Below are 26,257 nucleotides of genomic sequence, written 5' to 3' on the forward strand. Positions count from 1 at the left end.
GTCTTTATCCGTCTATTTGTAAAAACTGGTCTTATCCCCCAAGCTTCTACGATATTCTTCCTCATAGTCGTAGAGAGGAGTTGGGTAGTCTCCATCAAAATAAGCGACACAGAGACCACCGTTCGGCGCCTCTGTTTCGATGCCGATAGAATCAATCAAGCCATCAATCGAAAGATAGGTCAGGCTATCCGCACCAATGATTTGGCAGGTTTCTTCTACCGTATGATTGGCCGCAATCAGCTCCTGACGCGTCTGGATATCAATCCCGTAGAAACATGGATAAGCTAGCGCAGGGCTTCCAATAGCAACGTGAACTTCTGTCGCACCTGCTTCTTTCAAAAGCTGAACGATACGGCGAGAGGTTGTCCCACGAACAATGGAATCATCAATCATTACCACACGTTTGCCTTTAACAACACCCGAAACGGCTGATAGCTTCATCCGCACTCCTTGCTCCCGCAATTCTTGAGTCGGCTGGATAAAGGTGCGTTGGGTGTATTGGTTTTTGATCAGACCCATTTCATTTGGCAGACCGGATTCTTCTGCAAATCCCATAGCTGCACTAAGCGAGGAATTTGGTACACCGACCACAATATCCGCTTCGTGCTTAAATTCACGTGCCAATTGGGCCCCCATACGTTTGCGAGCTGTATGGACATTGACCCCATGGATGTTAGAGTCAGGGCGAGCAAAATAGATATACTCCATAGAACAAATCGCCAACTGGGTATCATTCGTATAACTATCGTACTGGATACCATTGTCATCCACAATCACAATTTCCCCTGGTTTTACATCACGAATCCACTCAGCACCGATGACTTCAAAGGCACAGGTTTCAGACGAAACCACCACCGCTCCGTTGGCCATTTTTCCGATAGAAAGCGGACGGAAACCATTAGGATCAAGCGCAGCAATCAACTTGTCCTCAAACAGCAGGATATAAGCAAATCCACCTTTGACAAGGCTGAGCGCCTCTTTGATTTTGCCCATCAAGTTCGGATTGTGACTCCGGCGAATGAGGTGGGCCAAGATTTCCGAGTCCGAAGTTGAACTGAAAATAGCTCCTCTTTGTTCCAATTCTTGCTTGAGCGATTCTGCATTGGTCAGGTTTCCGTTATGAGCAAGTCCAAACTGCATATCATGAAAGCGAAAGAGGAAGGGCTGGATGTTGTCAACAGAAGCTTCGCCAGCAGTCGCATAACGCACATGCCCAATCGCGCTCGCTCCAGTTAGTTTATCCAAATTAGCAGGATTTCTGAACACTTCTGATAAAAGCCCCATATCACGATGACGCTTCAAGTTCCCCTGATCATTGGAGAGGATTCCCGCCCCCTCTTGACCACGGTGCTGAAGACTATGGAGCCCAAAATAGGTCAATTTAGCAGCATCTGGATGCCCCCAGATACCGAAAACACCACATTCTTCATTAAGAGATTTTACTTCGTATGTCATTTTTTATACCTTTTATTTCCCTGTGAAATAACGCACAGCCGACGCGAACAGGTGCTGGTCTTTATTTCCTGGGATGTTTTGGAAGAGACCGTCTTCATAACGTTCTGAGTGTCCCATTTTACCGATGATTTGACCATTCTTGCTGGTAATTCCTTCGATGGCATTTACAGAACCATTCGGATTGTACTTAGAATCCATACTTGGTTTGCCGTCAAAGTCAACGTATTGGCTAAAGATTTGACCATTGGCACGGAGCTCTGCAAATTCCTCAGCCGTCACGACAAATTTCCCTTCACCGTGCGATACTGGAATGGCATGGATATCGCCCACTTGTACTCCAGCTAACCATGGTGAGTTGGTATTGGCAATTCGAGTTTCCACCATCTTAGCCACGTGCTGGTTGGCATCATTGTAGAAGAGGGTTGGGCTAGTACTGTTAGCATCCTCGAAGTTCCCGTATGGAAGAAGACCTGATTTGACCAAGGCCTGGAACCCATTACAGATACCGATAATCAAGCCACCACGAGCGATAAAGCTATCAATAGCTACACGCACTTTTTCATTGAGTAGGATGTTGACGATAAACTTAGCTGATCCATCCGGCTCATCCGCAGCTGAGAAACCACCCGCGAAGAAAAGGATATTAGCCTTGCCGATATTGTCAACCATAGTTTCAACTGACTTGACAATAGCCTCTTCATTCAAGGTCACGAATGGCACCAAGTTAACCTCTGCACCTTCTTTTTCAAAGGCCTTAGCTGAGTCATATTCTGAGTTGGTTCCTGGGAATACTGGGATGTAAACCACCGGTTTTTCAATAGTTTCCTTGGCTTTGATGACTGCGTCAGAAGCGACAGCTGGCACTTCTTCCAATTCTTTAGCTTGGGCAAATTCAGTGGGGTAAACTTCTTCCAGTTTCCCTTGGAAGGCACTGTCAAGTTTCTGTCCATCTAACTTCACACCGTTGACAACGAGTGTAAAGTCTGCGCTTGTTTGACCGATTTTCTTCACTCCAGCGATTTCTTCAGGAGATGTGAAGACAAATCCGCCTAATTGAGCTGTCAAGGCTATTTCAAGTTCAGGCAAGGTCACCTCTGCACCAATATGGTTCCCAAAGGTAGCAAGTGCCAAGCTTTCAAGGACACCTCCGTATTTAACAGCTGATGCAGATGTTACTTTGTGTCCAGCTTGGATGGTTTCAAATTGAGCAAAATTAGACTTGATAAAATCAAAATCAATCTCTTGTGCCAAGGATTGACCTGGGATGTAGTAGATGTTTTCACCGGCAGTCTTGAACTCAGGAGAAAGCACCTTACGGCTATCTGCTGTTGTCACCCCAAAGGCAACCAAGGTTGGCGGTACAGTCAATTCTTCAAAGGTACCAGACATGGAGTCCTTACCACCGATAGATGGCAAGCCAAGCTGGATTTGTGCTTCGATAGATCCTAGAAGAGCCGCTACTGGCTGACCAAAACGCTCTGCTTGTTTGTCCATCCGCTCAAAATACTCTTGGTAAGAGAAGCGAGCCTTAGACCAGTTTGCACCAGCAGCAACCAAACGAGCGGTTGCTTCGATAATCGCATAGGCAGCACCGTGGTATGGAGACCATTCTGCCACATAAGGGTTGAAACCTTGCGCCATGACAGACGCAGTATTGGTCACCCCGTGCTGAACTGGCAATTTCTGGACAGATGCCTCAGTTGGTGTGAGTTGGTAGCGACCACCAAGTGGGTGATTGACCGTTGAACGACCGACCGAGCAGTCAAAGATGGTCTGCAAGCCTTTTTGACTTGCATGGTTCAAATCAGACAGAACCGCAAGGGTATCTGCTTCAAGTGTGTTAGTACTTGTTGTGCGTTCTTCTGGGAGTTTGACATCCTTGTCCACAACCTTGGCATCAACGACTACGCGCACACCGTTTGTATCAAGGAAACGGCGTTCCAAGTCGACAATCGTTTCACCATTCCAGTGCATGACAAGATTTGGTTTTTCAGTCACTGTTGCCACAACAACCGCGTCAATATTTTCTTTATTACATTCCGCAACGAAGTCATCCACATCTTCAGGACGAACCACGACCGCCATCCGTTCTTGTGATTCAGAGATGGCAATTTCTGTACCATTCAAGCCTTGGTATTTAAGAGGAACCTTGTTGAGGTCGATTTCAAGACCATCTGCCAATTCACCGATAGCCACACAGACACCACCTGCTCCAAAGTCATTGGACTTCTTGATGAGACGAGTGACATCTCCATTACGGAAAAGACGTTGAATCTTGCGCTCTTCGATGGCATTCCCTTTTTGAACCTCAGCACCAGCAGTCTCTACAGACTCAACTGTTTGAACCTTAGAAGACCCTGTCGCACCACCGACACCATCACGTCCAGTCTTACCACCGAGCAATATAATCACGTCACCTGCTTCCGGTTTTTCACGGACTACATTTCCCTTAGGAGCAGCACCGACAACTGCACCAAGCTCCATGCGTTTGGCTACAAAGCCTGGGTGGAAGTATTCACGAACGTAAGTCGTCGCCAGACCAATTTGGTTACCATACGAAGAATAACCATGAGCCGCTGTCTTCGAAATGACTTGTTGTGGCAATTTACCAGCGCGAGTTTCCGAAATCGGAGCTGTAATATCACCAGCACCTGAGATACGCATAGCTTGGTAAACATAAGAACGGCCTGACAATGGGTCACGAATGGCGCCACCGATACAAGTAGCCGCTCCACCAAATGGTTCAATTTCCGTTGGGTGGTTGTGGGTTTCGTTTTTAAACATGAGGAGCCAAGGTTCCTTGACACCATCAACGTCCACTTCGATTTCAACCGAGCAGGCATTGATTTCGTCAGACACTTCCATATCGTCCAAACGACCATTAGCACGCTCATAACGACCAAAAATAGTCGCCATATCCATCAAGGTTTGTGGCTTTTCAGACCGACCTAGTTCCTCACGCATGGCAATATACTTGTCATAAGTCGCTTGCAATTGCTTTTGGAATTTAGAAGCTGAGAAGTCAATGTTTTTCAACTCAGTCTCGAATGTTGTATGACGGCAGTGGTCAGACCAATAAGTGTCCAAAACCTTGAGCTCTGTTTCTGTCGGCACGCGCCCGATTGACTTGAAATAGTCTTGGATAAAGAGCAAATCATCCACTTCCATTGCCATCCCTTGCTCGGCCTTGTAGCGAGCAAAGTCTTCTGCCGTATAACTTTCAAAGAAAGTCAATTTAGGAATGGTCTTGTCCGACTCTGAAAATTCCTGCTTGGCAATCCCTGTCGTGATGTCCTTGAAACGAGAATCAACTGGATTGAGCAGATAGTTTTTGACCGCTTCCAACTCAGTCGCATCAATATCTTTATTAATCAAGTAAAGTTGAGCTGTGTTGACTGTCACGTCACTCGAACTTCCCAGCAAAAGCAAGGCTTCCTGTGCCGAAGCTGCACGCTGGTCAAACTGCCCTGGCAAACTTTCAATGGCAAAGAAAGCATAGTTGGCAAGATCCGCTTGCACGGCCGCTTCGTCCAAGACATGATCTGTCACCTGCTCAGAGAAGATATGTTTTTCTGCAGGCGCAAACAAATTCTCTGCCAAGTCAAAGACATCATAAACTTGCACGATGCGAATACTTTTCAAAGTTGAAAGTCCCAAGTTGTGCTGGAGCTCCCTTACCAAACTCTCTGACTTGACTTGAAAATCAGCCTTTTTTTCAACAAAAATACGTTTATTCATCAATTCTTATTCCTTTATTTCAGCTCTTGCAATGTTCCCAAACATCCTTGAGGTTGTTATTTCAATTCCTGCAACTTTTCCCAAACAATCTCGTAAACGTCTGTCCGTTCTCCCAATCCCCTACGGAGTGTAAAGGTCTGGGGGACCTTTACAGCCTGAGTCCTTACATCTGAAAGACGAAGGTTTTCCGTTTCTAACAGCTTATTTCAAAGCCTGCAATTTCTCCCAGACAATCTCATAAACATCTGTCAATTCTCCGAGTCCTCTACGGAAAACATCCTTGTCCATGTGGTTGCCATCTGCATCCCACAAACGGCAGTTATCTGGTGAAAACTCGTCTGCCAAGATAATCTTGCCATCCTTGTCAAAACCGAACTCTAGCTTAAAGTCAATCAATTTAAGACCAATCTCAGCAAACCAAGCCTTCAAAAGTTCATTGATACGACGGGTTTCTTCCTTCAAGTAAGCAATCTGCTGATCATCCGCAATTTTTAGGAATTTCACATGCTCATCATTGATAAAGGGATCATCCAAATCATCATTTTTATAGTAAAATTCGACAATTGGAGTCTCAAATGCAATACCTTCTTCTACGCCAAAACGTTTTGAAAAGGAACCAGCCGTGTAGTTGCGGAGCACAACTTCCAAAGGAATAATCTCCACCTTTTTATTGAGTTGTTCCGTATCCGAAATTTTCTCCACAAAGTGAGTCGCTACACCAGCCGCATTTAATTTCTCAAAAATAAAAGATGAAATCTGATTATTTAACACTCCCTTGCCCGCAATCTGCTCCTTCTTGACACCGTTGAAGGCAGTTGCCTGGTCCTTGTAAGTTGAAATAATGAGATTTTCATCCTCAGTTGTATAGATATCCTTGGCTTTTCCCGAATAGATCAGTTGTTTTGACATTTTAAAGTTCGCCTTTCGTTTTACTTGAGCACATTCTACCACAAAAGCATGAAAAATTCAAGATTTTTTACGAATAAATAACGTATTCCTGTTTCAAGCGTAAAGAAAAACTGCAAGATAAGCTCTTCTTACAGTTTAAAAATCATTTATCCTCTGAAAAACACGAATATTACCCTTTATTCAAAAATTGATCCCAAAAATAACGGAGATAGCTTTTCTTTCCCGTAATCATCTGCAGGCGGCCTTCTAAACCATAGCGAAGTTTTTCAGCCTGCTCCGAAGTTAAATTAGTCTCCGCCTCAATTTTAAAGAAATTTCCTTGTTCAGTCTTTGTAGCTGTCGCATCAATACTTGTAATCGTAGAATCCAGGAAAATTTGATTCTTGGCATCATTAGTCGTAGTATAACGAACAGAGTCCCCAATCTTGACTCTAGCAACATCTTTTGAACTGAGATAAGCTGTGAGTTTGGTTTTCCCTTCTTTTTCCAAGGATGGGTAGAGTTGGGCTAGCAGGGTTCCTTCTGCGACCATGGTAGATTCACTAGTCTCAGGATTAAGGTGAAGCACCCCATCCTCACTTGCTGTAATTTTCCCCTTGTCCAGCAGACCTCCTTGGACTTTCTTACCCGATTCCGCCTCCAAAATTTTCTGATCTAGAAGAGTTAATTCCTGGCCAACTTTGACTAAGTGCTGAGACTTGAGCGATTCCAGCTGACTATCCAGTCCCGTTGCGTGGGCCTGCTGAGCCCCAGATCCCGCATACTGCACACGATAAGTAGCTAAACTAGACTCTAGCTGGGTGATTTGAGCATCCACTTGCGCAATAACTTGCGATTTAGCGTGCGGATCTTCTTCACCTTGATTTTTATAGGTCTGGTAAAAAGAGTAGGCTGGATTCTGACTATCTAGTTGATCTCCCTTTTCAATCGCTGACTTGGCTGTTTTGTAGTCTCGTATTTTTTCCTCTGTTTGGCTGATAAGATTGCCAATCTCGGCCTGGCTCTGACTTGCTGCCGCATTTTGAGAGGAGATGTTGGCATTTTGCTGCGAAACATTGCTCCTAAGACTACTAGCTTGGCTGAGATAGTCTCGAAACATCTCTTGGTAACCAAACTTATCCGCCTCTGGAAATTGATCACTCCCCTCTTTCAAACTGGATTGCAAATACCCCAACTGCTTTTTTTGATCCTTTAGCATCTCCAATTGACTAGCATATGCCTCAACCTGGATAGCCTCCGCTCCTTGCTGGTACTGAACGAGCAGATCTCCTTGCTTAACCAACTTGTTTTCTTCCAGATAGTTGCCCACAATGCGTTGATTGCTAGTCGACTGGATGTTGGCAATGATCCGACTAGGTTCGACAGTTGCTCTGGTAGATAAACTAATCTCCTTCTCTGCAAAAACTGCAAATCCCAGTAAAAACATGAGCAGAAGTGACATAGGTAAAATCACCCGACTGGAAAAATTATGGTAACGACGATTATAAAACTCCGCACTTTCTAAAAATTCTGGTTTCATCTTCTCCTCTTTCTAGCTATTGACCAAATGGGCATAAAAGCCATCCTGTGCAAGCAAGTCTGCAGGGGTGCCTTCTTCGACAATCTTGCCCTGATCCAAGACAACAACCTTCTCTGTCCGCTCAGCGATGGTCAAGCGGTGGGCGATGAAAATAAGGGTCTTGTCTAGTGTCATGAGATTATCCACGATCCGCTTCTCTGTCAAGATATCCAGACTGCTGGTCGCCTCGTCCAAGATCAAGACAGGCGCATCTGTCAAGAGAGCACGCGCCAGAGCGATTCGCTGACGTTGTCCACCTGAAATTCCAGCCCCATCCGAAGTTAATTCTGTCTGGTAATTCAGTGGCATGCGCTCGATATCCTCTCGAATCTCGGCCAATTCGACTGCCCGTAAGATATCCTCTTGAGTCGTCCCCTCCTTGGCTCCCAAAAGAAGATTCTCCAAAATCGTTCCGTTAAAGACATAGGGCTGTTGAGGCAGATAGTTGATATACTGGCGCAGGGCTTTTTTATCAATCTGATTGAGATTGACACCACCCAGACTAATCTCCCCTTGACTTGGGTCGTAAAAATTAACCATCATCTTGGCCAAGGTGGTCTTTCCTGACCCTGAAATCCCCACAAAAGCCACCTTAGACCCTTGCGGAATGGTCAAATTGATATCCGACAAGACGTCACGACCATAGCCATACTTGTAGTGAACCTGTTTAAAGGTCATATCCCCTTTCATCATGCTCAAATCTTCTACCGTTTTCTTCTCCTCAAACTCCGAAGCTACTAGATAAACCTCATTTAAGCGATTATTGGCAACCTGCGCTGTCTGAAGTTTGGTTTGTAGGTTAATGATATTTTCCAAAGGATTGGTAAAGTAAACAAGCAGGGTGTTATAAGTAATCAGCTGACCCAAACTCATTTTCCCATCCATGACCAGAATAGCTCCCAGCCAGAGAACAGCAACATTGAGCAGGAGCTGGGCAACTTTTTTCAGTGCCTTTTGCTGGCTTTCTGCCCGACTGTAGGTAAAGGATTTTTTCAGATAAGCCACAAATTCCTTATCAATCTTTTGATAGCGTGAACTTTCACTGGTCAAAGACTTAATGGTCTCAATACCGTTGATGTCCTCGATGATAGAAGAAGACAGAACCGCATTAGCTTCCATGGTATCCCGATTCATCTTTTCAAAAGGCTTCATAAAGGCAAAGATAATCACTGTATAGATGGGAAGCGCAAGCAGACTAATGAAAAAGAGTGTCATATTTTGTGAAAACAAGACCAGCGAGATAATCAAAATCGTCGACACATCTAGGAAAATCGACAGAATGGTCGACGCCAGCGCATCGATGATACTGTTGGCATCTGTAAAACGAGAAACGATTTCTCCTGTCCTGCGTGTCGCGAAAAAGGACATCGGCAGGTGAAAAACATGCTTGATGTAGGACAAAATCACATCGATGGACAACCGTTGACCCAGAACAAGTAAGAGGTATTCCTGCGCATAAGACAAAATCTGCTGGAGAATATAGACGATGACCAGCCCAATAGAGATAATACCCAGTGTCGAGCGCATCTGGTCTGGTACGTAACTATCAATGATGGACTGAAGATAGTAGGAACCCACGATATTGATCAAGGTCACCAAGAGTGTCGCTAGGACGATATTGGTAATTAAGCCATGCTGTTTGAGTAAGATCGGCAAGAAGGATAGGAGTCCCTGTTTTTTCTCCTTATGAGGTTTATAGTCCGGTGATGGTGCCATAAAAATACTAACCCCTGTCCACTCTTGCGCAAATCGCTCACGGGAAATCTTGGTCAGCTTGATACTAGGATCTGGATCAGCGATATGAATGTGCTTTTTATCCTGACCTATCACCACATAGTAGTGGAGCAACTTCCCTTCCTTGAGCACATGAGCCACAAAAGGAAAGGTCAAATCTGGCAAATCAAAGAGCGTCATATCCGCCTTGATAGCCCGCGTCTCAAACCCAATCTCCTCTGCCACCTTTACAAGTCCCAAAGCGGTCGTCCCATCCATGGTCGTCTTGGCTAACTCTCGTAGATGAGCCAAGGAGTAATAACTACCGTAGTAACCAAAGACCATAGCCAAAGAAGCCACGCCACAATCCATCTGATCCACCTGGGGACGATAGTGCCTTTTCCTAAATTTCATATCCTTCTCCTTTTTCTAATAATCTCTTTAAAAATTTGTAAGATTATTTTAACCAAATAAGGATGAAAACAGGAAAATATTCCTAAATAAACCATTTTTACGCCTAAAACGCACTTCAAAAAGCATAAACTATCATTTAAATGTAAAAAGCAGAACAAAAGTTCTGCCTGCTTAAAGTAACCGTTAAAAAATGAATGCCTAGAAATAAACTATTCTGAAATGATATTCTCTTTACTTCTATAAAGTGAGATAAATGTCATCAAAAATAATGAAATCGTAGGTATATCAAAACATTCAAACCACGTAGGTAGATTTATTTTGTTTACATCAGCCACAATTCTAATCATTAGATAAGCCATCGAGCTAGACAATACAATAAACTCTGGCCAAGCTTTTCCTAGTAATTGAACAACTTTCATCTCAAACTCCGATCTGATGGTTCATCAATTTCCAATCGTACTTTCTTTTGTTTTGTACTTGTATCCTACATAAAACAGACCAAGCAGAATTGGATAGGTTTCTGGATAAAACAGAGTATTGATCGGATTTTTCATAATCAAATACGTTGCGATATAAAGAATAATCGATACGACAAAATACCCCTCAGCAAATCCTAATAAGATTTTTTTCATAGCAGACTCCTATTTACCTGAAAAGAGTGCTCGAGTTGTTAAAATAGCTCCACCTGTATATACAAAACCTTTTACAAAACCAACTGCCACAGGGATAAGAAGGGGAAAGGCTCCCCCTTGAATTTCCTGCAAGTCCGTATCAGTCATTGTTTCAAATTTTAAAATAGATTTTTCCATATCATCTCCTCCTTCTATTACCATCTACTCGTCACATAATTATAACCTGCAATTCCTGCTGCAGTAATTCCACCAGCAATTTTAGCTGCTGTCACAGGATTAGCAATCACCCAAGCTACAATCGGCCATGCTCCCCCATTCACATCCGTCAACTCTTCTTCTGTAAGAGCTACAAAGTTCTGTTCCATGTTGTCAAAGTTTGTCATTTGTTTTCTCCTTATTTTTTCTATATATTTAATCTTTAACCTCTAAGCCACTTAAATAGCCAGATTGGGTAAATTACTGAAATCATTTTCTTCTCTCCTTTCTTTTTTCCTTACCTATCTATTTTCGAGAAGTAATTTAAAATGAACAGGTAAATTTCATTTATTTTAAATACCATTTGATCAACCATGGCAATAAGATTGGTAAATACATCACATAGTCTCCTTCCCTTTTCCTTACCTATCTATTCGAAAAACAATTCGAAAATGAACAATTCATTCATTTTTATTTTAAAAACCACTTAATGAACCACGGATAAAAACCAGTCACATACATAAATGTTCCTCCTTTTTCTTTCTCATCTCTTTATTCGCAATTTCTACTAAAAGTTTCTCTTTTTTCTGCAAATAAAAAACAACATGACTTGCATGTTGCTTTTGGCTATTTTTTATCTTTAATAATCGCTACTACATCCGCTACACTTTGAAGTTGGTCGATTTCCTCATCAGTGATTTCGATACCAAATTCATCTTCTAGTGTCAAAACAAACTCCATCAAATCCACTGAGTCCGCATCTAGATCGTCTTTCAAACTCAAAGCCTCTGTTACGGCAAAGTCTTCTCCCTGTCTCTCTTGGATAATGGTTACAATACGGTCAAAAATTTCTTTTTCTGTCATCTTTTTTATTCTCCTGAAAATTCACGCGCAGTCTGAGCAACTACGTCTGTTTCTAGCATGGTACGAATCTGACGAATCGTACTGTACACAGCATTGGCATCACTTGAGCCATGAGTTTTTACAACTGGCGCCTTGACGCCAAACAAGACTGCTCCTCCAACATCTGAATAGTTGAGCTGTGTCTTCAACCCCTTAAGACTATCCTTGAGAAGTAGAGCACCTAGCTTCGCTCGAAGGCCACCACCCGTAATAGCATTTTTAAGTAAGCCCATGATTCCCAAAGCTGTACCTTCGATAGATTTGAGAACAGCGTTTCCCGTGAAACCATCTGTTACGACAACATCCGCAACGCCATTCATCAGATCACGCGCTTCCACGTTTCCGACAAAGTTCAAACTTTCATCAGCTACTAACAAGTCGTATGTTTCCTTACGAAGCGGATCTCCCTTGCTGCTTTCTGTTCCATTGTTGAGCAAACCAACACGTGGTTTCGAAATCCCACGAACATTTTTCGCATAGAAGGAACCTAGGACAGCGTATTGGTGCAGATGATGGGCTGTATTTTCTGCATTGGCCCCAAGGTCTAGCATGTCAAACCCTTTTCCATCGATGGTCGGCAAGGTCGACATGAGTCCTGGACGATCGATATTTTTGATACGACCCACGATAAAGAATCCTGCAGCCAACAAGGCACCTGTGTTCCCAGCTGAGAGGACGGCATCTGCTTCTCCCTCTTTGACTGCCTTGGCCGCTAATACCATGCTGGCATTTTTCTTCTTACGGATAGCTTTTGTCGGCTCATCGTCTGAGTTGATTTTCTCATCCGTATGGATAATGCTGACGCGCTCTGTCGCCGTTAGATATTGCTTGATCTTACTTTCATCTCCGTAGAGTTGAATCTCAATATCTGAAAAATCAGCAAGGGCTTGATTGACACCCTCAACGATGGCTTGAGGTGCGTAATCGCCCCCCATAGCATCTACTGCAATTTTTTTCATTTGTTTTCCTCTTTTAGTAATTGTCCCCAGTCTGCTAGGGAATCAATAAATTTCTTTGATTTAAGGTGAATCCCAACGTACTCTTCGTAGAGTTGATCCATAAATTGGCGTAGCTCTTGCTTGATTTCAGACTTGAGCGAAATGGTCTCCAAGGTCTCAAAATCAATGGCTTGAAATTGATTGAGCAAATAAGGGATGTTGGGATTTAAATGGCAACGTTTCTCGTCCTCATGATAATGATCTGGACAGAGGCAAGCTCCATATTTGAAAGAAAAGTCAAAGGCCTGACCAACCCGATGGCAAAAGACACACTCATTAAAATTAAGGCTAATCCCAAATCGGTTCAAGATTTGAATTTCAAAAATATTGGTCAAAACCTGATAATCTAAACCCTCTTCCATCAACTCTAGAGTCTTTCTCAAGAAGGCAAACAAGGGAGCATCCTGCTGATTATCCTGCAAACTAGCATCTGCAAGAGCCGCCACATAAGTCGCATAAGCCATGACAAAGAGGTCGCTATTGATTTTGGGAAAGGTCATCACCTCATGGTAGTCCTCGATGTAGCTAAGGCCGTCATCATTGATTCGCAAGAGAAATCGTGCCAACACCAAGGGCTGAATAACAGGAGCTAGTTTGGATTGACCAGCGTGTTTGACGAAAAACATGCGCTTCCCAGCCTGCTCGGTGAAGATTTTGACGAGCTTATCATCCTCCCGAAAGTTACGATTGTAGAGTACGAGACCTTGACTCGTTATAGACTGGATCATGCTTCTCTCATGTACTCCTCAAGTCGTTTCATGGCCTCCCTGATTGTTTCCATGCTGGCTGCATAAGAAATGCGAACATAGCCTTCTCCGTAACGCCCAAAGGCAGCACCAGGGATAAAGGCAACAGCCTTCTTCTGGGCAAAATCCTTGAGAAAAGCAAAGGAGTCTTGATTGTAACCTGCTGGAATCTTAGCAAAGATATAGAAGGCCCCATCTGGTTTGATAATCTCAAAACCAAGAGCAGTCATCTTTTCGATGATATAATCTCGACGCTGGATGTATTCCTTCTTCATAGGCTCTGCGTCGTTTTTACCAGCGGTCAAGGCTTCTACTGCAGCATGTTGGGCCATGGTGTTTGCCGCAGTAACCAAATATTGGTGACTCTTGATTAACTGAGCTGTGAAAGCTGCAGGAGCAAAGATAAAGCCTAAACGCCAACCAGTCATGGCATGGGACTTAGATAAGCCATTGATAATAATAGCTTGATCTCTCAGCATAGTTCCCAATGATACATGATTTTCCCCTGTATAGGTCAATTCTGAATAGACCTCATCACAAACAACGAAAATTTCATACTTGCCTAAAACGTCTGCCAAGGCTTCCAACTGCTCTCGACTATAGGTAATTCCAGTTGGATTGGCTGGATAGTTGAGAATAACTGCTTTGAGCTTGTCACCCTGCTCCAAAATGGCCTTTTCCAACATCTCAGGGGTCAAAACAAAACCATTTTCAGTTGTATCAATCTCGACAATCTCTGCCCCAACCAGATTGACAATCGGTTCATAACCTGGATAGGCAGGAGCTGGCAAGAGCACCTTGTCTCCCTCTTCCAAAATAGCTGTCAAAGTAGCAGATAAAGCCTCTGTCGCCCCAATTGTAACCAAGATTTCATTTTCAGGAGCATAGTCCAGTTGGTACTTTTCCTTAACAAAGTCACTGGCTGCCTGACGTAGAGTCAGCAAACCGCTCATCCCTGTATAGTAGGATTGGTTCTGGTCAATGGCTCGCTTGGCTACCTCCTTGATATGATCTGGCGTTGTAAAATCAGGTTCCCCCAAGGTCAAACGCAAGACCCCAGGAATCTCCGAAATAGCCTGGTCAAACTGGCGAATCAAGGAAACTTGAATCTTGTCTAACTGTTTATTAAAGCGCTTGGTTAAGTCCATAGATATCCCCCTTGCTTACAGAACATAGTACTATTATACTACAAAAGCTCCCTGACCGCAAAATCCATCTGAACCCCGCATTTTTCACTTTCTGTTTTACTTTTCTTCTCAACAGGACTATAATAATAAGTGCTTATTTTCGGAGGTTTATATGTCATTTTTATCAAAAAATGGAGCAGGCATCTTGGCCTGCCTTCTCATTTCTATCGTATCTTGGTTTCTGGGAGGATTTTTCCCCGTCGTGGGTGCACCTGTCTTTGCAATTTTTGCTGGAATGCTCCTCCACCCCTGGCTCTCACCCTACAAACAACTAGACGCAGGTTTGGCCTTTAGTTCCAAGAAATTGCTCCAGTATGCCGTTATCTTACTCGGTTTTGGTCTCAATATCTCGCAAGTCTTTGCAGTTGGACAAACTTCACTCCCCGTCATCCTTTCCACCATTTCGATTTCCTTAATCGTTGCCTACCTCTTCCAGCGTTTCTTTGCGCTAGACACGAAACTGGCTACCTTGATTGGAGTGGGTTCTTCTATCTGTGGTGGTTCTGCCATTGCTGCAACAGCACCCGTTATCCATGCCAAGGAAAAAGAAGTCGCCCAAGCCATCTCCGTTATCTTTTTCTTCAATGTCTTAGCAGCACTTATCTTTCCAACTCTAGGAACCTGGCTTCACTTATCAAATGAAGGCTTTGCCCTCTTTGCAGGAACCGCAGTCAACGATACTTCTTCTGTAACGGCCACAGCCAGCGCATGGGACAGTCTCTACCAGACCAATACCCTTGAGTCTGCAACCATTGTTAAACTCACACGAACTCTGGCTATTATTCCCATCACTCTCTTCCTCTCCTACTGGCAAAGTCGCCAGCAAGAAAATAAACAAGGCGTACAACTGAAAAAAGTTTTCCCACTTTTTATCCTTTATTTCATTCTAGCCTCTCTCTTAACGACTCTTCTCACCTCTCTCGGCGTGTCTAGTAGCTTCTTCACCCCTCTCAAACAACTCTCCAAATTCCTTATCATCATGGCCATGAGTGCCATCGGTCTCAAAACCAATCTGATTGCCATGGTCAAATCAAGCGGTAAATCCATTCTTCTTGGAGCCCTTTGCTGGATTGCCATCATCCTTACCAGTCTTGGCATGCAAGCATTGATTGGTACTTTATAAAATAAAAAGGTAGCCCATGGCTACCTTTTTATTGCTCAAGAATTAAGCGAGTATGTTCTCTCTTAATACAACGATTCATCACGATGTCATCGCATCCTCCAGCACGCAAGATTTCTTCCGCTTCTAGATTTTCAAGTCCTAATTGCGCCCAGAAAATCTTGGCATCTGCCTTGAGAAAATCACGCGCCACATCTGGTAAAAACTCGCTCCGTCGGTATACATTGACAATGTCCACAGGAAAAGGAATCTCAACTAGACTCGCATAAGCCTTCTCTCCCAAAATTTCCCCACCTGCAGCCTTGGGATTAACTGGAATGATTTTATAGCCCCGAGCTTGCATTTCCTTGGTCACTCGATTACTAGTTGTTTCCTCACGATCGGACAAACCCACTACCGCTAACGTTTTACTGGTTGTAAGATACTGACGGATCACACCATCACTTGGATTAATAAATTCTTGGCTCATAGAAATCCTCCTTTTTTCTCAGTATAGCATATTTTGAAAAGGCTTGCAGATTTTGACTATAAAAATCTCCTAGCAAGAAAAGAAACCTGCTAGGAGTTCTGTCTACTTCAAGTGAAAGATTAAATCTTTTTCTCAATACAAAATAGAGGAGAAAGAGGACGTTTTTCGTGGATACGGATAATAGCATCGCCTAGAAGATGAGCAATCGAAATTTGTTCAATCTTATCAATCAAACGCTCTTCTGGTAGGTAGATAGTATCCAAAACAACCAATTTTTTAATAGCTGATTTTTGGATATTGTCCATAGCTGGTCCTGAAAGTACTGGGTGCGTACAGCTTGCGTAAACCTCAACAGCACCTGCTTCAGCAAGAGCATCCGCCGCATGACAAATGGTTCCAGCTGTATCGATCATATCGTCAATCAAAATACAAGTCTTACCTTCTACCTTACCAATGATGTTCATCACTTCACTGGTATTCATCTTGTCTACACTACGGCGCTTGTCAATAATCGCAATCGGAGTTTTCAAAAACTCTGCCAATTTACGAGCACGAGTCACCCCACCATGGTCTGGGCTGACAACCACGTAGTCAGAGCCAACCATGCCACGACGTTCAAAGTAGTCCGCAATCAATGGAGCACCCATCAAGTGATCTACAGGAATATCAAAGAATCCCTGAATCTGTGCAGCGTGCAAATCAATCGTCAACAAACGATCTACCCCAGCAACTTCTAGCATGTTTGCAACGAGTTTTGCTGTGATTGGCTCACGCGCGCGCGCTTTTCTATCCTGACGTGCATAGCCATAGTAAGGCATAACAACATTGACAGATTCTGCACTAGCACGCTTCAAAGCGTCCACCATAATCAAAATTTCAAGTAAATTATCATTTACAGGTGAACTCGTTGATTGTAGGATAAAGACGTGTTTTCCACGGATTGATTCTTCAATGTTGACCTGAATCTCTCCATCTGAAAATTGGCGAACAGTCGATTTCCCCAACTCTATCCCAATTTCTTGCGCCACACGCTCTGCCAATTCTCTATTAGAAGAAAGGGCAAATAGCTTTAAATCAGAAAAAGACATGATTTCCTCCGGTATTTATGTATCACTTGTTTTTACACAACATTTTCCATCTACCATTGTAGCGCTTTTTCCTTTATTTTTCAATCAAAAATAAAACAAGAGCAAACATTTATACCCTTGTTTTATACTATTTTATATTAGCTATATTAAAACTAAAAATCCTACATTTTAACAATCGATTTTATGCTAGGATGAGATTTTTTGAGACAAAGTTAGTATACTTCTCTCATACTTCCTGTATCCACATCATAGACAGCACCTGAAATAACCACATCATCAGGAATCAGTGGAGACTCTCTAAGCAATTGCATATCCTCTCTCACACTCTCTTCAACATCCTGAAATGGTAAAAAATCTTGATCAGACACATCAACTCCGAGCTCGTGTTTCAAATGTTCATGAAAACTTTCATTTTGAAAGGTTTGAGCTCCACAGTCTGTATGGTGCAACACCACAATCTCTCTTGTCCCCATTTGTTGCTGGGAAATTACCAGTGAACGAATCATGTCCTCAGTTACTCGACCACCCGCATTCCGCAAGATATGAGCATCCCCAAGGGCCAAACCTAGAGCTTGCGCAACGTGTAGACGTGAGTCCATACAGGTCACGATAGCTACTCTGGTTTTGGGTTTAAGTGGCAGATTTAACTGCCCATGTAGGGCAACATAAGCCTGATTGGCTTGCATAAACTGTTCAAAATACGACACGATTCCCTCCTCAAAAATTTGACAATCAAATATTTCTCCTATCTTATCATTTTTAAGAAGATTTGTCACGGATTATGCAAAGACCTTTTTCAAAACTTCCTGAATAGTCGTCACACCAATGACTTCAATTTCCTTGGGTGGAGTGATTCCTGTCAAGGAATTCTTGGGTACATAAATCTTGGTAAAGCCCAGTTTTGCCGCTTCATTGATACGTTGTTCGATACGATTCACGCGCCGAATTTCTCCGGTCAAGCCCAGTTCACCCACAAAACATTCCTGAGGATTGGTAGGCTTGTCCTTGTAACTAGAGGCAATAGCCACTGCAACGGCTAAGTCAATAGCAGGCTCATCCAATTTCACGCCACCAGCAGATTTGAGATAGGCATCCTGATTTTGCAAGAGAAGCCCTGCTCGTTTTTCCAAAACAGCCATAATCAGACTTGCACGATTGAAATCAAGTCCAGTCGTCGTACGCTTAGCATTTCCAAACATGGTTGGTGTTACCAAAGCCTGAACCTCCGCCAAAATCGGACGGGTCCCTTCCATAGTCACCACAATTGATGAGCCAGTCGCTCCATCCAAACGCTCTTCTAGGAAAACTTGACTCGGATTGAGTACCTCAACCAATCCGCCCGACTGCATCTCAAAGATGCCAATCTCATTAGTGGATCCAAAACGGTTTTTGACTGCTCTCAAGATACGGAAGGTATGGTGGCGTTCCCCTTCAAAGTAAAGCACCGTATCTACCATATGCTCCAACATACGCGGACCAGCCAAGGTTCCTTCCTTGGTCACATGCCCTACGATAAAGATAGCAATGTTATTAGTCTTGGCCAGCTGCATGAGCTCAGCTGTCACCTCTCGCACTTGAGAAACTGACCCTTGCACTCCAGAAATCTCAGGAGACATAATAGTCTGGATGGAGTCAATAATGAGGAAGTCTGGCTGAATTCTTTCTACTTCTGCGCGAACACTCTGCATATTGGTCTCTGCATAGAGATAAAACTCACTATCAATATCACCCAAGCGCTCTGCACGGAGTTTAATCTGCTGGGCAGACTCCTCCCCACTGACATAGAGAACAGTCCCTACTTGGGACAGCTGAGTTGAAACTTGTAGGAGAAGGGTTGATTTCCCAATCCCAGGATCCCCACCGATGAGGACGAGACTTCCTGGTACCACTCCGCCTCCAAGCACACGGTTGAATTCCTCCATATCCGTCTTGGTTCGATTGACATTGATGGAAGTCACCTCAGCCAGTTTCATGGGCTTGGTTTTCTCACCTGTCAAGGACACACGCGCATTCTTGACCTCTGCAACCTCAACCTCTTCTACAAAAGAAGACCAAGACCCACAGTTTGGACAGCGTCCTAAATACTTAGGTGAGTTGTACTCACAATTTTGACATACAAATGTCGCTTTTTTCTTAGCTATAATAATTCTCCTTTTACGGTTACTCCGAAAGAATGCCACTTATACAATGTATTTTGAAATTTATTCTGGTTGGCAACTCCGACAGCAGACAAATCGACAGAAACCTGATAATTCTCCTTGACAGCTGCCAAGACGGAAGCCTTGACACAGAAATTGCCATCTACCCCTATAAACTCTATGCTCTTAGCACCATTTCCCTCTAAAAAATCTTTTAAATCTGGATTAGTAAAGCAAGAAGCCCGACACTTCTCAAAGATACGAGAAGATACAACTAACAAGTTGGTCGCAAATTTCTTCTTTCTATCTTTTCTCTCCCAGAAAAAACGATTGAGAATATAGATAACTCGGTCGCTGGGATAAGTAGCAATTTTGTCATTTACAGCTGCAGTCAGTTCTTCATGATATGCTTTTCCTACAGCAACATAATCTGACTGCATGTCTACAACTAATAAATAGTCTGCCATTTTATCCCTCTATTTCCCTGTCGATCCAAATCCACCAGTCCGCACGCCATCTGCCTCATCTCCATCTGCAATCAAGAAAGGAGCAAAGACAGCCTGAACCACACGTTCCCCAACTTCGAGAACCACTTCCTGATCAGTAATATTTTTCATCTGAGCAAAGATATGTCCTTCATTCCCTGGATTGCCATAATAGTCTCCGTCAATGACACCCACAGAGTTAATCAAGACCAAGCCTTTTTTACGAGGGTTTGAAGAACGGTCATAGAGATAGAGCACCTCTGTCGGTTGCATATAAGCCTTAACTCCTGTTGGGACCAATATAATCTCACCTGGCGCAATGACAGTTCGTTCGGCAACCTTTAAATCGTACCCAGCTGCATGAGCTGTCTCACGCTTAGGCAACAAATTTTCATCTGTAAAACTCGAAACCAATTCAAAACCACGAATTTTCATATTTTTCTCTTTTCTATAATCATTTATTCTAGGCTATTTTATCTTATTTATTCGAAAAAAGCACGAAAAAAGAGCACACAATTCACATCGCTTAGGGCTGCTGGATTCCTCCCCTGACCCGCTTCACGCAGAACTGTTGCTCCACTAGTTATTATACCACATTCCCCTCTATTTTTAAAGAGAAATTATTTTTTCCGTCGATTTCGGAAAAAGTCCTGCATAATCGCTGCACAGTCATCTTCCAAAATTCCCGTTTCCACCTCTACACGATGATTGAGACGCTCATCTGTCAAAATATCGTACAAACTTCCAGCTGCACCAAATTTCTGATTTTTAGCCCCATAGACCACCTTTGGTATACGAGCTAGCCCAATTGCCCCACTACACATCACACACGGCTCAATGGTCACAAAAAGGGTACAATCCAGCAGACGCCAGCTCTCCTCACTCAGATTCGCATTCTCTATAGCCATGATTTCTGCATGCATGACCGCCCGTTGCAACTCCTCGCGCGCATTATGTCCCCTACCAATGATTTCTCCATCCTTGACAATCACACAACCAATTGGAATTTCATCGTGCTCTAAAGCAATCTCAGCCTCTCTCAAAGCCTCTCTCATAAAAGCTTCTTTTTCTTCAACTGTATAATTCATCGTTCTTCTCTTTTCCTACTTGTCGATTTTATTATTATATCATGATTCTCAAGACAAAAAAAGCCACCGAATGCGGTGACTTAATAGGGAGATTATTATGAAAAAGAAAAGTTTAGGATATTTGTTACAACAAGTTAGGAGGTCTTCTTGTAACTGTCTATAGTATACCCAACCTGTCTTAAACTAATCTTAAAAATCTCCTATGACCAAACACTTTCTAAAATATTAGTTTGTTCACGACCAGGACCTACTGAGAATGTCGAAATGCGAACACCAACCAACTCACTTACACGACGAACATAGTTACGTGCATTCTCAGGAAGGTCTTCCAAATTACGGACTCCAGTGATGTCTTCTGACCAACCTGGCAATTCCTCGTAGATTGGCTTGCAACGTTTCAACTGCTCAAGACTAGCAGGATAGTAATCAATACGTTGACCATCAAGATCATAGGCGACACAGATTTTCACAGTATCCAAACCACTCAAAACATCTATAGAGTTCAATGAAAGATTGGTAATCCCAGATACACGGCGGCTGTGGCGCATCACAACTGAGTCAAACCAACCCACACGACGTGGACGACCAGTTGTTGTACCATATTCATGACCTACTTCGCGAATGCGATCTCCCACTTCATCAAATAATTCAGTTGGGAAAGGTCCGTCTCCTACACGACTTGTGTAGGCTTTACAGACACCTACAACCTTGTCAATCTTACTTGGACCAACACCAGACCCAATTGTCACACCACCAGCGACAGGGTTTGACGACGTAACAAATGGATAAGTTCCTTGGTCAATGTCCAACATGACACCTTGAGCACCTTCAAACAGTACACGTTTGCCATTATCAAGCGCATCGTTCAAGATAACAGATGTATCTGTCACATACTGCTTGATTTGTTGGCCATACTCGTAGTACTCTTCAAAAATATCATCAATTGAAATAGGAGTACTGTCATATAATTTTTCAAACAGACGATTCTTCTCCGCAAGATTGCGTTCCAAACGCTCACGAAAAATTTCTTTATCCAAAAGATCTGCAATACGAATTCCAACACGAGCAGCTTTATCCATATAGGCTGGACCGATTCCCTTGATTGTAGTACCAATTTTATTGTCGCCCTTAGCTTCCTCTTGCAAACTGTCTAATTCAATGTGATATGGTAAAATGACATGCGCACGATCCGAAATGCGCAAATTATCTGTTGTCACACCTTCTTCATGAAGATAATTCAACTCTTTTACTAGAGATTTAGGGTTTACAACCATCCCATTCCCAATAACAGAGATTTTTTCAGGAAAGAAAATTCCAGATGGAATCAAGTGCAACTTAAATTTCTTACCATCAATCACAATCGTGTGACCAGCATTATCACCACCTTGATAACGAGCAATTACCTCTGCATTAGCTGAAAGAAAATCTGTAATTTTCCCTTTACCTTCATCACCCCACTGGGTACCTACAACAACAACTGAAGTCATAATAAAATTCGTCTGAGCTACTAGCAGCTCGTCCTTTCTCATATACATGGCAGGAATTTCACCCGCAATTATATCTTACAATTTATTATAAGAAAAAAACACTATTTTATCAAGAAGAAACAGTAGAAAAGATTTGGAAATTCTCTCATTTCTAAATACAGAAGCCTTTTATTATAAGCTAATTCTATATTTTTTAAAAACTAGCTACAACTATCGTTCGTAATTATGATATAGATGCTTCCTATTGGATAAGAGTTGTACCACCTTGCAGGAATTTATCTAGATATAGACGATAAGCTGTTTTAAAGTGATATAGTGAAAAGTCCCTATCACTTTTTATTTTAAATCGGATTAAGTAATATAGTAAAAAACGAAGATGAAGTGATTCCCACTCTGAACAACTCTGGCCTAAAGAGGCATATTCTTGTTCAACTAGTTTCAAAAAGACAAATGCTCGATCATAAAATTTTTGAATCATATAAAAATTCCCTTTCTTATTAGTAACACTAGTCTAACAAAAAAAAGAACTAAAAAAGCTTCAAATCCTATAAAAGAAGAATTTAAAGCTAAACGAACTGAAAATAAAATAAAGAGGTAATTACAGATTTAAAAATTAAAATTTGAAATTTCAACAATCCACTATATTTATAAATAAAAAAACGCTCAATTGAACGTTTCAATCTATACTCCGCCAGTAGGACTCGAACCTACGACATCATGATTAACAGTCATGCGCTACTACCAACTGAGCTATGGCGGATAAAAGCTAAGCGACTTCCATATCTCACAGGGGGCAACCCCCAACTACTTCCGGCGTTCTAGGGCTTAACTACTGTGTTCGGCATGGGTACAGGTGTATCTCCTAGGCTATCGTCACTTAACTCTGAGTAATACCTACTCAAAATTGAATATCTATCAAATACCAAGAAAACCTCACACTTCGTATTCTCAGTTACTTTGGATAAGTCCTCGAGCTATTAGTATTAGTCCGCTACATGTGTCGCCACACTTCCACTTCTAACCTATCTACCTGATCATCTCTCAGGGCTCTTACTGATATAAAATCATGGGAAATCTCATCTTGAGGTGGGTTTCACACTTAGATGCTTTCAGCGTTTATCCCTTCCCTACATAGCTACCCAGCGATGCCTTTGGCAAGACAACTGGTACACCAGCGGTAAGTCCACTCTGGTCCTCTCGTACTAGGAGCAGATCCTCTCAAATTTCCTACGCCCGCGACGGATAGGGACCGAACTGTCTCACGACGTTCTGAACCCAGCTCGCGTGCCGCTTTAATGGGCGAACAGCCCAACCCTTGGGACCGACTACAGCCCCAGGATGCGACGAGCCGACATCGAGGTGCCAAACCTCCCCGTCGATGTGAACTCTTGGGGGAGATAAGCCTGTTATCCCCAGGGTAGCTTTTATCCGTTGAGCGATGGCCCTTCCATACGGAACCACCGGATCACTAAGCCCGACTTTCGTCCCTGCTCGAGTTGTAGCTCTCGCAGTCAAGCTCCCTTATACCTTTACACTCTGCGAATGATTTCCAACCATTCTGAGGGAACCTTTGGGCGCCTCCGTTACCTTTTAGGAGGCGACCGCCCCAGTCAAACTGCCCGTCAGACACTGTCTCCGATAGGGATAACCTATCCGGGTTAGAGTGGCCATAACACAAGGGTAGTATCCCAACAACGTCTCCTTCGAAACTGGCGTCCCGATCTCATAGACTCCTACCTATCCTGTACATGTGGTACAGACACTCAATATCAAACTGCAGTAAAGCTCCATGGGGTCTTTCCGTCCTGTCGCGGGTAACCTGCATCTTCACAGGTACTAAAATTTCACCGAGTCTCTCGTTGAGACAGTGCCCAAATCATTACGCCTTTCGTGCGGGTCGGAACTTACCCGACAAGGAATTTCGCTACCTTAGGACCGTTATAGTTACGGCCGCCGTTTACTGGGGCTTCAATTCATACCTTCGGATTACTCCTAAGCACTCCTCTTAACCTTCCAGCACCGGGCAGGCGTCACCCCCTATACATCATCTTACGATTTAGCAGAGAGCTGTGTTTTTGATAAACAGTTGCTTGGGCCTATTCACTGCGGCTGACTTAAAGTCAGCACCCCTTCTCCCGAAGTTACGGGGTCATTTTGCCGAGTTCCTTAACGAGAGTTCTCTCGCTCACCTGAGGCTACTCGCCTCGACTACCTGTGTCGGTTTGCGGTACGGGTAGAGTATGTTTAAACGCTAGAAGCTTTTCTTGGCAGTGTGACGTCACTAACTTCGCTACTAAACTTCGCTCCCCATCACAGCTCAATGTTATAGATATAAGCATTTGACTCATATCACACCTCACTGCTTAGACAGACACTTCCATTCGTCTGCTTTAGTTAGCCTACTGCGTCCCTCCATCACTACATACTCTAGTACAGGAATATCAACCTGTTGTCCATCGGATACACCTTTCGGTCTCTCCTTAGGTCCCGACTAACCCAGGGCGGACGAGCCTTCCCCTGGAAACCTTAGTCTTACGGTGGACAGGATTCTCACCTGTCTTTCGCTACTCATACCGGCATTCTCACTTCTATGCGTTCCAGCACTCCTCACGGTATACCTTCTTCACACATAGAACGCTCTCCTACCATACCTATAAAGGTATCCACAGCTTCGGTAAATTGTTTTAGCCCCGGTACATTTTCGGCGCAGGGTCACTCGACTAGTGAGCTATTACGCACTCTTTGAATGAATAGCTGCTTCTAAGCTAACATCCTAGTTGTCTGTGCAACCCCACATCCTTTTCCACTTAACAATTATTTTGGGACCTTAGCTGGTGGTCTGGGCTGTTTCCCTTTCGACTACGGATCTTAGCACTCGCAGTCTGACTGCCGACCATAATTCATTGGCATTCGGAGTTTATCTGAGATTGGTAATCCGGGATGGACCCCTCACCCAAACAGTGCTCTACCTCCAAGAATCTTTATGTCGACGCTAGCCCTAAAGCTATTTCGGAGAGAACCAGCTATCTCCAAGTTCGTTTGGAATTTCTCCGCTACCCACAAGTCATCCAAGCACTTTTCAACGTGCCCTGGTTCGGTCCTCCAGTGCGTCTTACCGCACCTTCAACCTGCTCATGGGTAGGTCACATGGTTTCGGGTCTACGACATGATACTAAGGCGCCCTATTCAGACTCGGTTTCCCTGCGGCTCCGTCTCTTCAACTTAACCTCGCATCATATCGTAACTCGCCGGTTCATTCTACAAAAGGCACGCTCTCACCCATTAACGGGCTCGAACTTGTTGTAGGCACACGGTTTCAGGTTCTATTTCACTCCCCTCCCGGGGTGCTTTTCACCTTTCCCTCACGGTACTGGTTCACTATCGGTCACTAGGGAGTATTTAGGGTTGGGAGATGGTCCTCCCAGATTCCGACGGGATTTCACGTGTCCCGCCGTACTCAGGATACTGCTAGGTACAAAGACTATTTTAAATACGAGGCTATTACTCTCTTTGGCTGATCTTCCCAAATCATTCTTCTATAATCTTTGAGTCCACATTGCAGTCCTACAACCCCGAAGAGTAAACTCTTCGGTTTGCCCTCCTGCCGTTTCGCTCGCCGCTACTAAGGCAATCGCTTTTGCTTTCTCTTCCTGCAGCTACTTAGATGTTTCAGTTCACTGCGTCTTCCTCCTCACATCCTTAACAGATGCGGGTAACAGGTAGTACCTGTTGGGTTCCCCCATTCGGAAATCCCTGGATCATCGCTTACTTACAGCTACCCAAGGCATATCGTCGTTTGTCACGTCCTTCTTCGGCTCCTAGTGCCAAGGCATCCACCGTGCGCCCTTATTAACTTAACCTTATTTTTTGACCTTTCAGTCATAAACTCTTTTAATACTACAGCGTTTCGGTTTATTTTCTTGTTACTATTTGA

At 43.4% G+C, this 26,257-nt stretch carries 23 protein-coding genes, 1 tRNA gene, 2 rRNA genes, 1 other RNA gene and 1 pseudogene; 1 reads left to right on the plus strand and 27 read right to left on the minus strand.

Annotated features, from left to right (window positions below; translation table 11 throughout):
• Window positions 1-12 precede the first annotated feature (12 nt).
• The 14 genes and pseudogenes from purF to ACORHV_RS09570 all read right to left on the minus strand — a co-directional run bounded on the left by purF (window position 13) and on the right by ACORHV_RS09570 (window position 14,409).
• Complete coding sequence (gene purF, locus ACORHV_RS09505) at window positions 13-1,455, minus strand: amidophosphoribosyltransferase (RefSeq protein WP_434398255.1); 1,443 nt, start codon at window positions 1,453-1,455, stop codon at window positions 13-15.
• Window positions 1,456-1,467: 12 nt separating this feature from the next.
• Complete coding sequence (locus ACORHV_RS09510) at window positions 1,468-5,193, minus strand: phosphoribosylformylglycinamidine synthase (protein WP_434398257.1); 3,726 nt, start codon at window positions 5,191-5,193, stop codon at window positions 1,468-1,470.
• A 56-nt stretch (window positions 5,194-5,249) separates the two neighbouring features.
• Window positions 5,250-5,318 (minus strand): annotated as a pseudogene (locus tag ACORHV_RS09515) (phosphoribosylaminoimidazolesuccinocarboxamide synthase); the annotation flags it as partial.
• 76 nt (window positions 5,319-5,394) lie between these two features.
• Window positions 5,395-6,102 carry a phosphoribosylaminoimidazolesuccinocarboxamide synthase gene (purC, locus tag ACORHV_RS09520; protein WP_049484211.1) on the minus strand — a complete coding sequence of 236 codons (708 nt, stop codon included), beginning with the start codon at window positions 6,100-6,102 and terminating at the stop codon, window positions 5,395-5,397.
• A 169-nt stretch (window positions 6,103-6,271) separates the two neighbouring features.
• On the minus strand, window positions 6,272-7,621 hold the full coding sequence (gene comB / locus ACORHV_RS09525) for a competence pheromone export protein ComB (protein ID WP_000801582.1): 1,350 nt from the start codon (window positions 7,619-7,621) through the stop codon (window positions 6,272-6,274).
• A 12-nt stretch (window positions 7,622-7,633) separates the two neighbouring features.
• Window positions 7,634-9,787 (minus strand): peptide cleavage/export ABC transporter ComA, encoded by a 2,154-nt coding sequence (comA, locus tag ACORHV_RS09530; RefSeq protein WP_000672146.1) that lies wholly within the window; start codon window positions 9,785-9,787, stop codon window positions 7,634-7,636.
• Window positions 9,788-9,996: 209 nt separating this feature from the next.
• The gene (locus ACORHV_RS09535; RefSeq protein ID WP_000869797.1) at window positions 9,997-10,206 is read right to left on the minus strand and encodes a hypothetical protein; all 210 of its coding nucleotides are present in this window, start codon (window positions 10,204-10,206) and stop codon (window positions 9,997-9,999) included.
• A 24-nt stretch (window positions 10,207-10,230) separates the two neighbouring features.
• Window positions 10,231-10,419 (minus strand): hypothetical protein, encoded by a 189-nt coding sequence (locus ACORHV_RS09540; protein WP_000722238.1) that lies wholly within the window; start codon window positions 10,417-10,419, stop codon window positions 10,231-10,233.
• Window positions 10,420-10,428: 9 nt separating this feature from the next.
• Window positions 10,429-10,596 carry a bacteriocin gene (locus tag ACORHV_RS09545; protein WP_000415691.1) on the minus strand — a complete coding sequence of 56 codons (168 nt, stop codon included), beginning with the start codon at window positions 10,594-10,596 and terminating at the stop codon, window positions 10,429-10,431.
• A gap of 17 nt (window positions 10,597-10,613) precedes the next feature.
• On the minus strand, window positions 10,614-10,802 hold the full coding sequence (locus ACORHV_RS09550) for a class IIb bacteriocin, lactobin A/cerein 7B family (RefSeq protein WP_000180835.1): 189 nt from the start codon (window positions 10,800-10,802) through the stop codon (window positions 10,614-10,616).
• A gap of 439 nt (window positions 10,803-11,241) precedes the next feature.
• The gene (locus ACORHV_RS09555; RefSeq protein WP_000136435.1) at window positions 11,242-11,478 is read right to left on the minus strand and encodes an acyl carrier protein; all 237 of its coding nucleotides are present in this window, start codon (window positions 11,476-11,478) and stop codon (window positions 11,242-11,244) included.
• Between the two features lie 5 nt (window positions 11,479-11,483).
• Window positions 11,484-12,476 carry a phosphate acyltransferase PlsX gene (plsX, locus tag ACORHV_RS09560; RefSeq protein ID WP_000717429.1) on the minus strand — a complete coding sequence of 331 codons (993 nt, stop codon included), beginning with the start codon at window positions 12,474-12,476 and terminating at the stop codon, window positions 11,484-11,486.
• The gene (gene recO / locus ACORHV_RS09565) at window positions 12,473-13,243 is read right to left on the minus strand and encodes a DNA repair protein RecO (RefSeq protein ID WP_000616149.1); all 771 of its coding nucleotides are present in this window, start codon (window positions 13,241-13,243) and stop codon (window positions 12,473-12,475) included. Before recO ends, plsX begins: the two co-directional genes overlap by 4 nt.
• A complete protein-coding gene (locus ACORHV_RS09570) occupies window positions 13,240-14,409 on the minus strand; it encodes a pyridoxal phosphate-dependent aminotransferase (protein ID WP_000366332.1) in 1,170 nt (389 codons plus the stop codon). The genes recO and ACORHV_RS09570 overlap by 4 nt, the downstream gene beginning before the upstream one ends.
• A 151-nt stretch (window positions 14,410-14,560) precedes the next feature.
• Between ACORHV_RS09570 and ACORHV_RS09575 the strand changes: the two genes are divergently transcribed.
• Window positions 14,561-15,571 (plus strand): YeiH family protein, encoded by a 1,011-nt coding sequence (locus ACORHV_RS09575; RefSeq protein WP_000009148.1) that lies wholly within the window; start codon window positions 14,561-14,563, stop codon window positions 15,569-15,571.
• Window positions 15,572-15,599: 28 nt separating this feature from the next.
• Here ACORHV_RS09575 and ACORHV_RS09580 read toward each other — a convergent pair whose 3' ends face one another.
• The 13 genes from ACORHV_RS09580 to ACORHV_RS09640 all read right to left on the minus strand — a co-directional run bounded on the left by ACORHV_RS09580 (window position 15,600) and on the right by ACORHV_RS09640 (window position 26,183).
• Window positions 15,600-16,037, minus strand: a complete 438-nt coding sequence (locus ACORHV_RS09580; protein WP_000076499.1) for a CoA-binding protein — start codon at window positions 16,035-16,037, stop codon at window positions 15,600-15,602.
• Window positions 16,038-16,156: 119 nt separating this feature from the next.
• Window positions 16,157-17,125: a ribose-phosphate diphosphokinase gene (locus ACORHV_RS09585; protein WP_000010174.1), complete on the minus strand. Its 969-nt coding sequence runs from the start codon at window positions 17,123-17,125 to the stop codon at window positions 16,157-16,159.
• A 212-nt stretch (window positions 17,126-17,337) separates the two neighbouring features.
• Window positions 17,338-17,832, minus strand: a complete 495-nt coding sequence (locus tag ACORHV_RS09590) for a beta-class carbonic anhydrase (RefSeq protein WP_002876632.1) — start codon at window positions 17,830-17,832, stop codon at window positions 17,338-17,340.
• 72 nt (window positions 17,833-17,904) lie between these two features.
• Window positions 17,905-19,266 carry a DNA repair protein RadA gene (radA, locus tag ACORHV_RS09595; RefSeq protein ID WP_080976174.1) on the minus strand — a complete coding sequence of 454 codons (1,362 nt, stop codon included), beginning with the start codon at window positions 19,264-19,266 and terminating at the stop codon, window positions 17,905-17,907.
• The gene (locus ACORHV_RS09600) at window positions 19,263-19,730 is read right to left on the minus strand and encodes an isochorismatase family protein (protein WP_000796430.1); all 468 of its coding nucleotides are present in this window, start codon (window positions 19,728-19,730) and stop codon (window positions 19,263-19,265) included. Before ACORHV_RS09600 ends, radA begins: the two co-directional genes overlap by 4 nt.
• A 9-nt stretch (window positions 19,731-19,739) precedes the next feature.
• On the minus strand, window positions 19,740-20,183 hold the full coding sequence (locus tag ACORHV_RS09605) for a dUTP diphosphatase (RefSeq protein ID WP_000701976.1): 444 nt from the start codon (window positions 20,181-20,183) through the stop codon (window positions 19,740-19,742).
• A gap of 55 nt (window positions 20,184-20,238) precedes the next feature.
• Window positions 20,239-20,336, minus strand: an RNA gene (ffs, locus tag ACORHV_RS09610) — signal recognition particle sRNA small type.
• 32 nt (window positions 20,337-20,368) lie between these two features.
• On the minus strand, window positions 20,369-20,836 hold the full coding sequence (gene tadA, locus ACORHV_RS09615; protein WP_001110096.1) for a tRNA adenosine(34) deaminase TadA: 468 nt from the start codon (window positions 20,834-20,836) through the stop codon (window positions 20,369-20,371).
• A 200-nt stretch (window positions 20,837-21,036) separates the two neighbouring features.
• On the minus strand, window positions 21,037-22,323 hold the full coding sequence (locus tag ACORHV_RS09620) for an adenylosuccinate synthase (protein WP_008293595.1): 1,287 nt from the start codon (window positions 22,321-22,323) through the stop codon (window positions 21,037-21,039).
• A 241-nt stretch (window positions 22,324-22,564) separates the two neighbouring features.
• Window positions 22,565-22,801 (minus strand): sigma(X)-activator ComW, encoded by a 237-nt coding sequence (gene comW, locus ACORHV_RS09625; protein WP_000614974.1) that lies wholly within the window; start codon window positions 22,799-22,801, stop codon window positions 22,565-22,567.
• Window positions 22,802-23,009: 208 nt separating this feature from the next.
• Window positions 23,010-23,083, minus strand: a tRNA-Asn gene (locus tag ACORHV_RS09630).
• Window positions 23,084-23,088: 5 nt separating this feature from the next.
• Window positions 23,089-23,204, minus strand: a 5S ribosomal RNA gene (gene rrf, locus ACORHV_RS09635).
• A gap of 76 nt (window positions 23,205-23,280) precedes the next feature.
• A 23S ribosomal RNA gene (locus tag ACORHV_RS09640) occupies window positions 23,281-26,183 on the minus strand.
• Window positions 26,184-26,257 lie beyond the last annotated feature (74 nt).

It is taken from the genome of Streptococcus sp. KHUD_016 (genome assembly GCF_051106465.1).
Taxonomy (GTDB): Bacteria; Bacillota; Bacilli; order Lactobacillales; family Streptococcaceae; genus Streptococcus.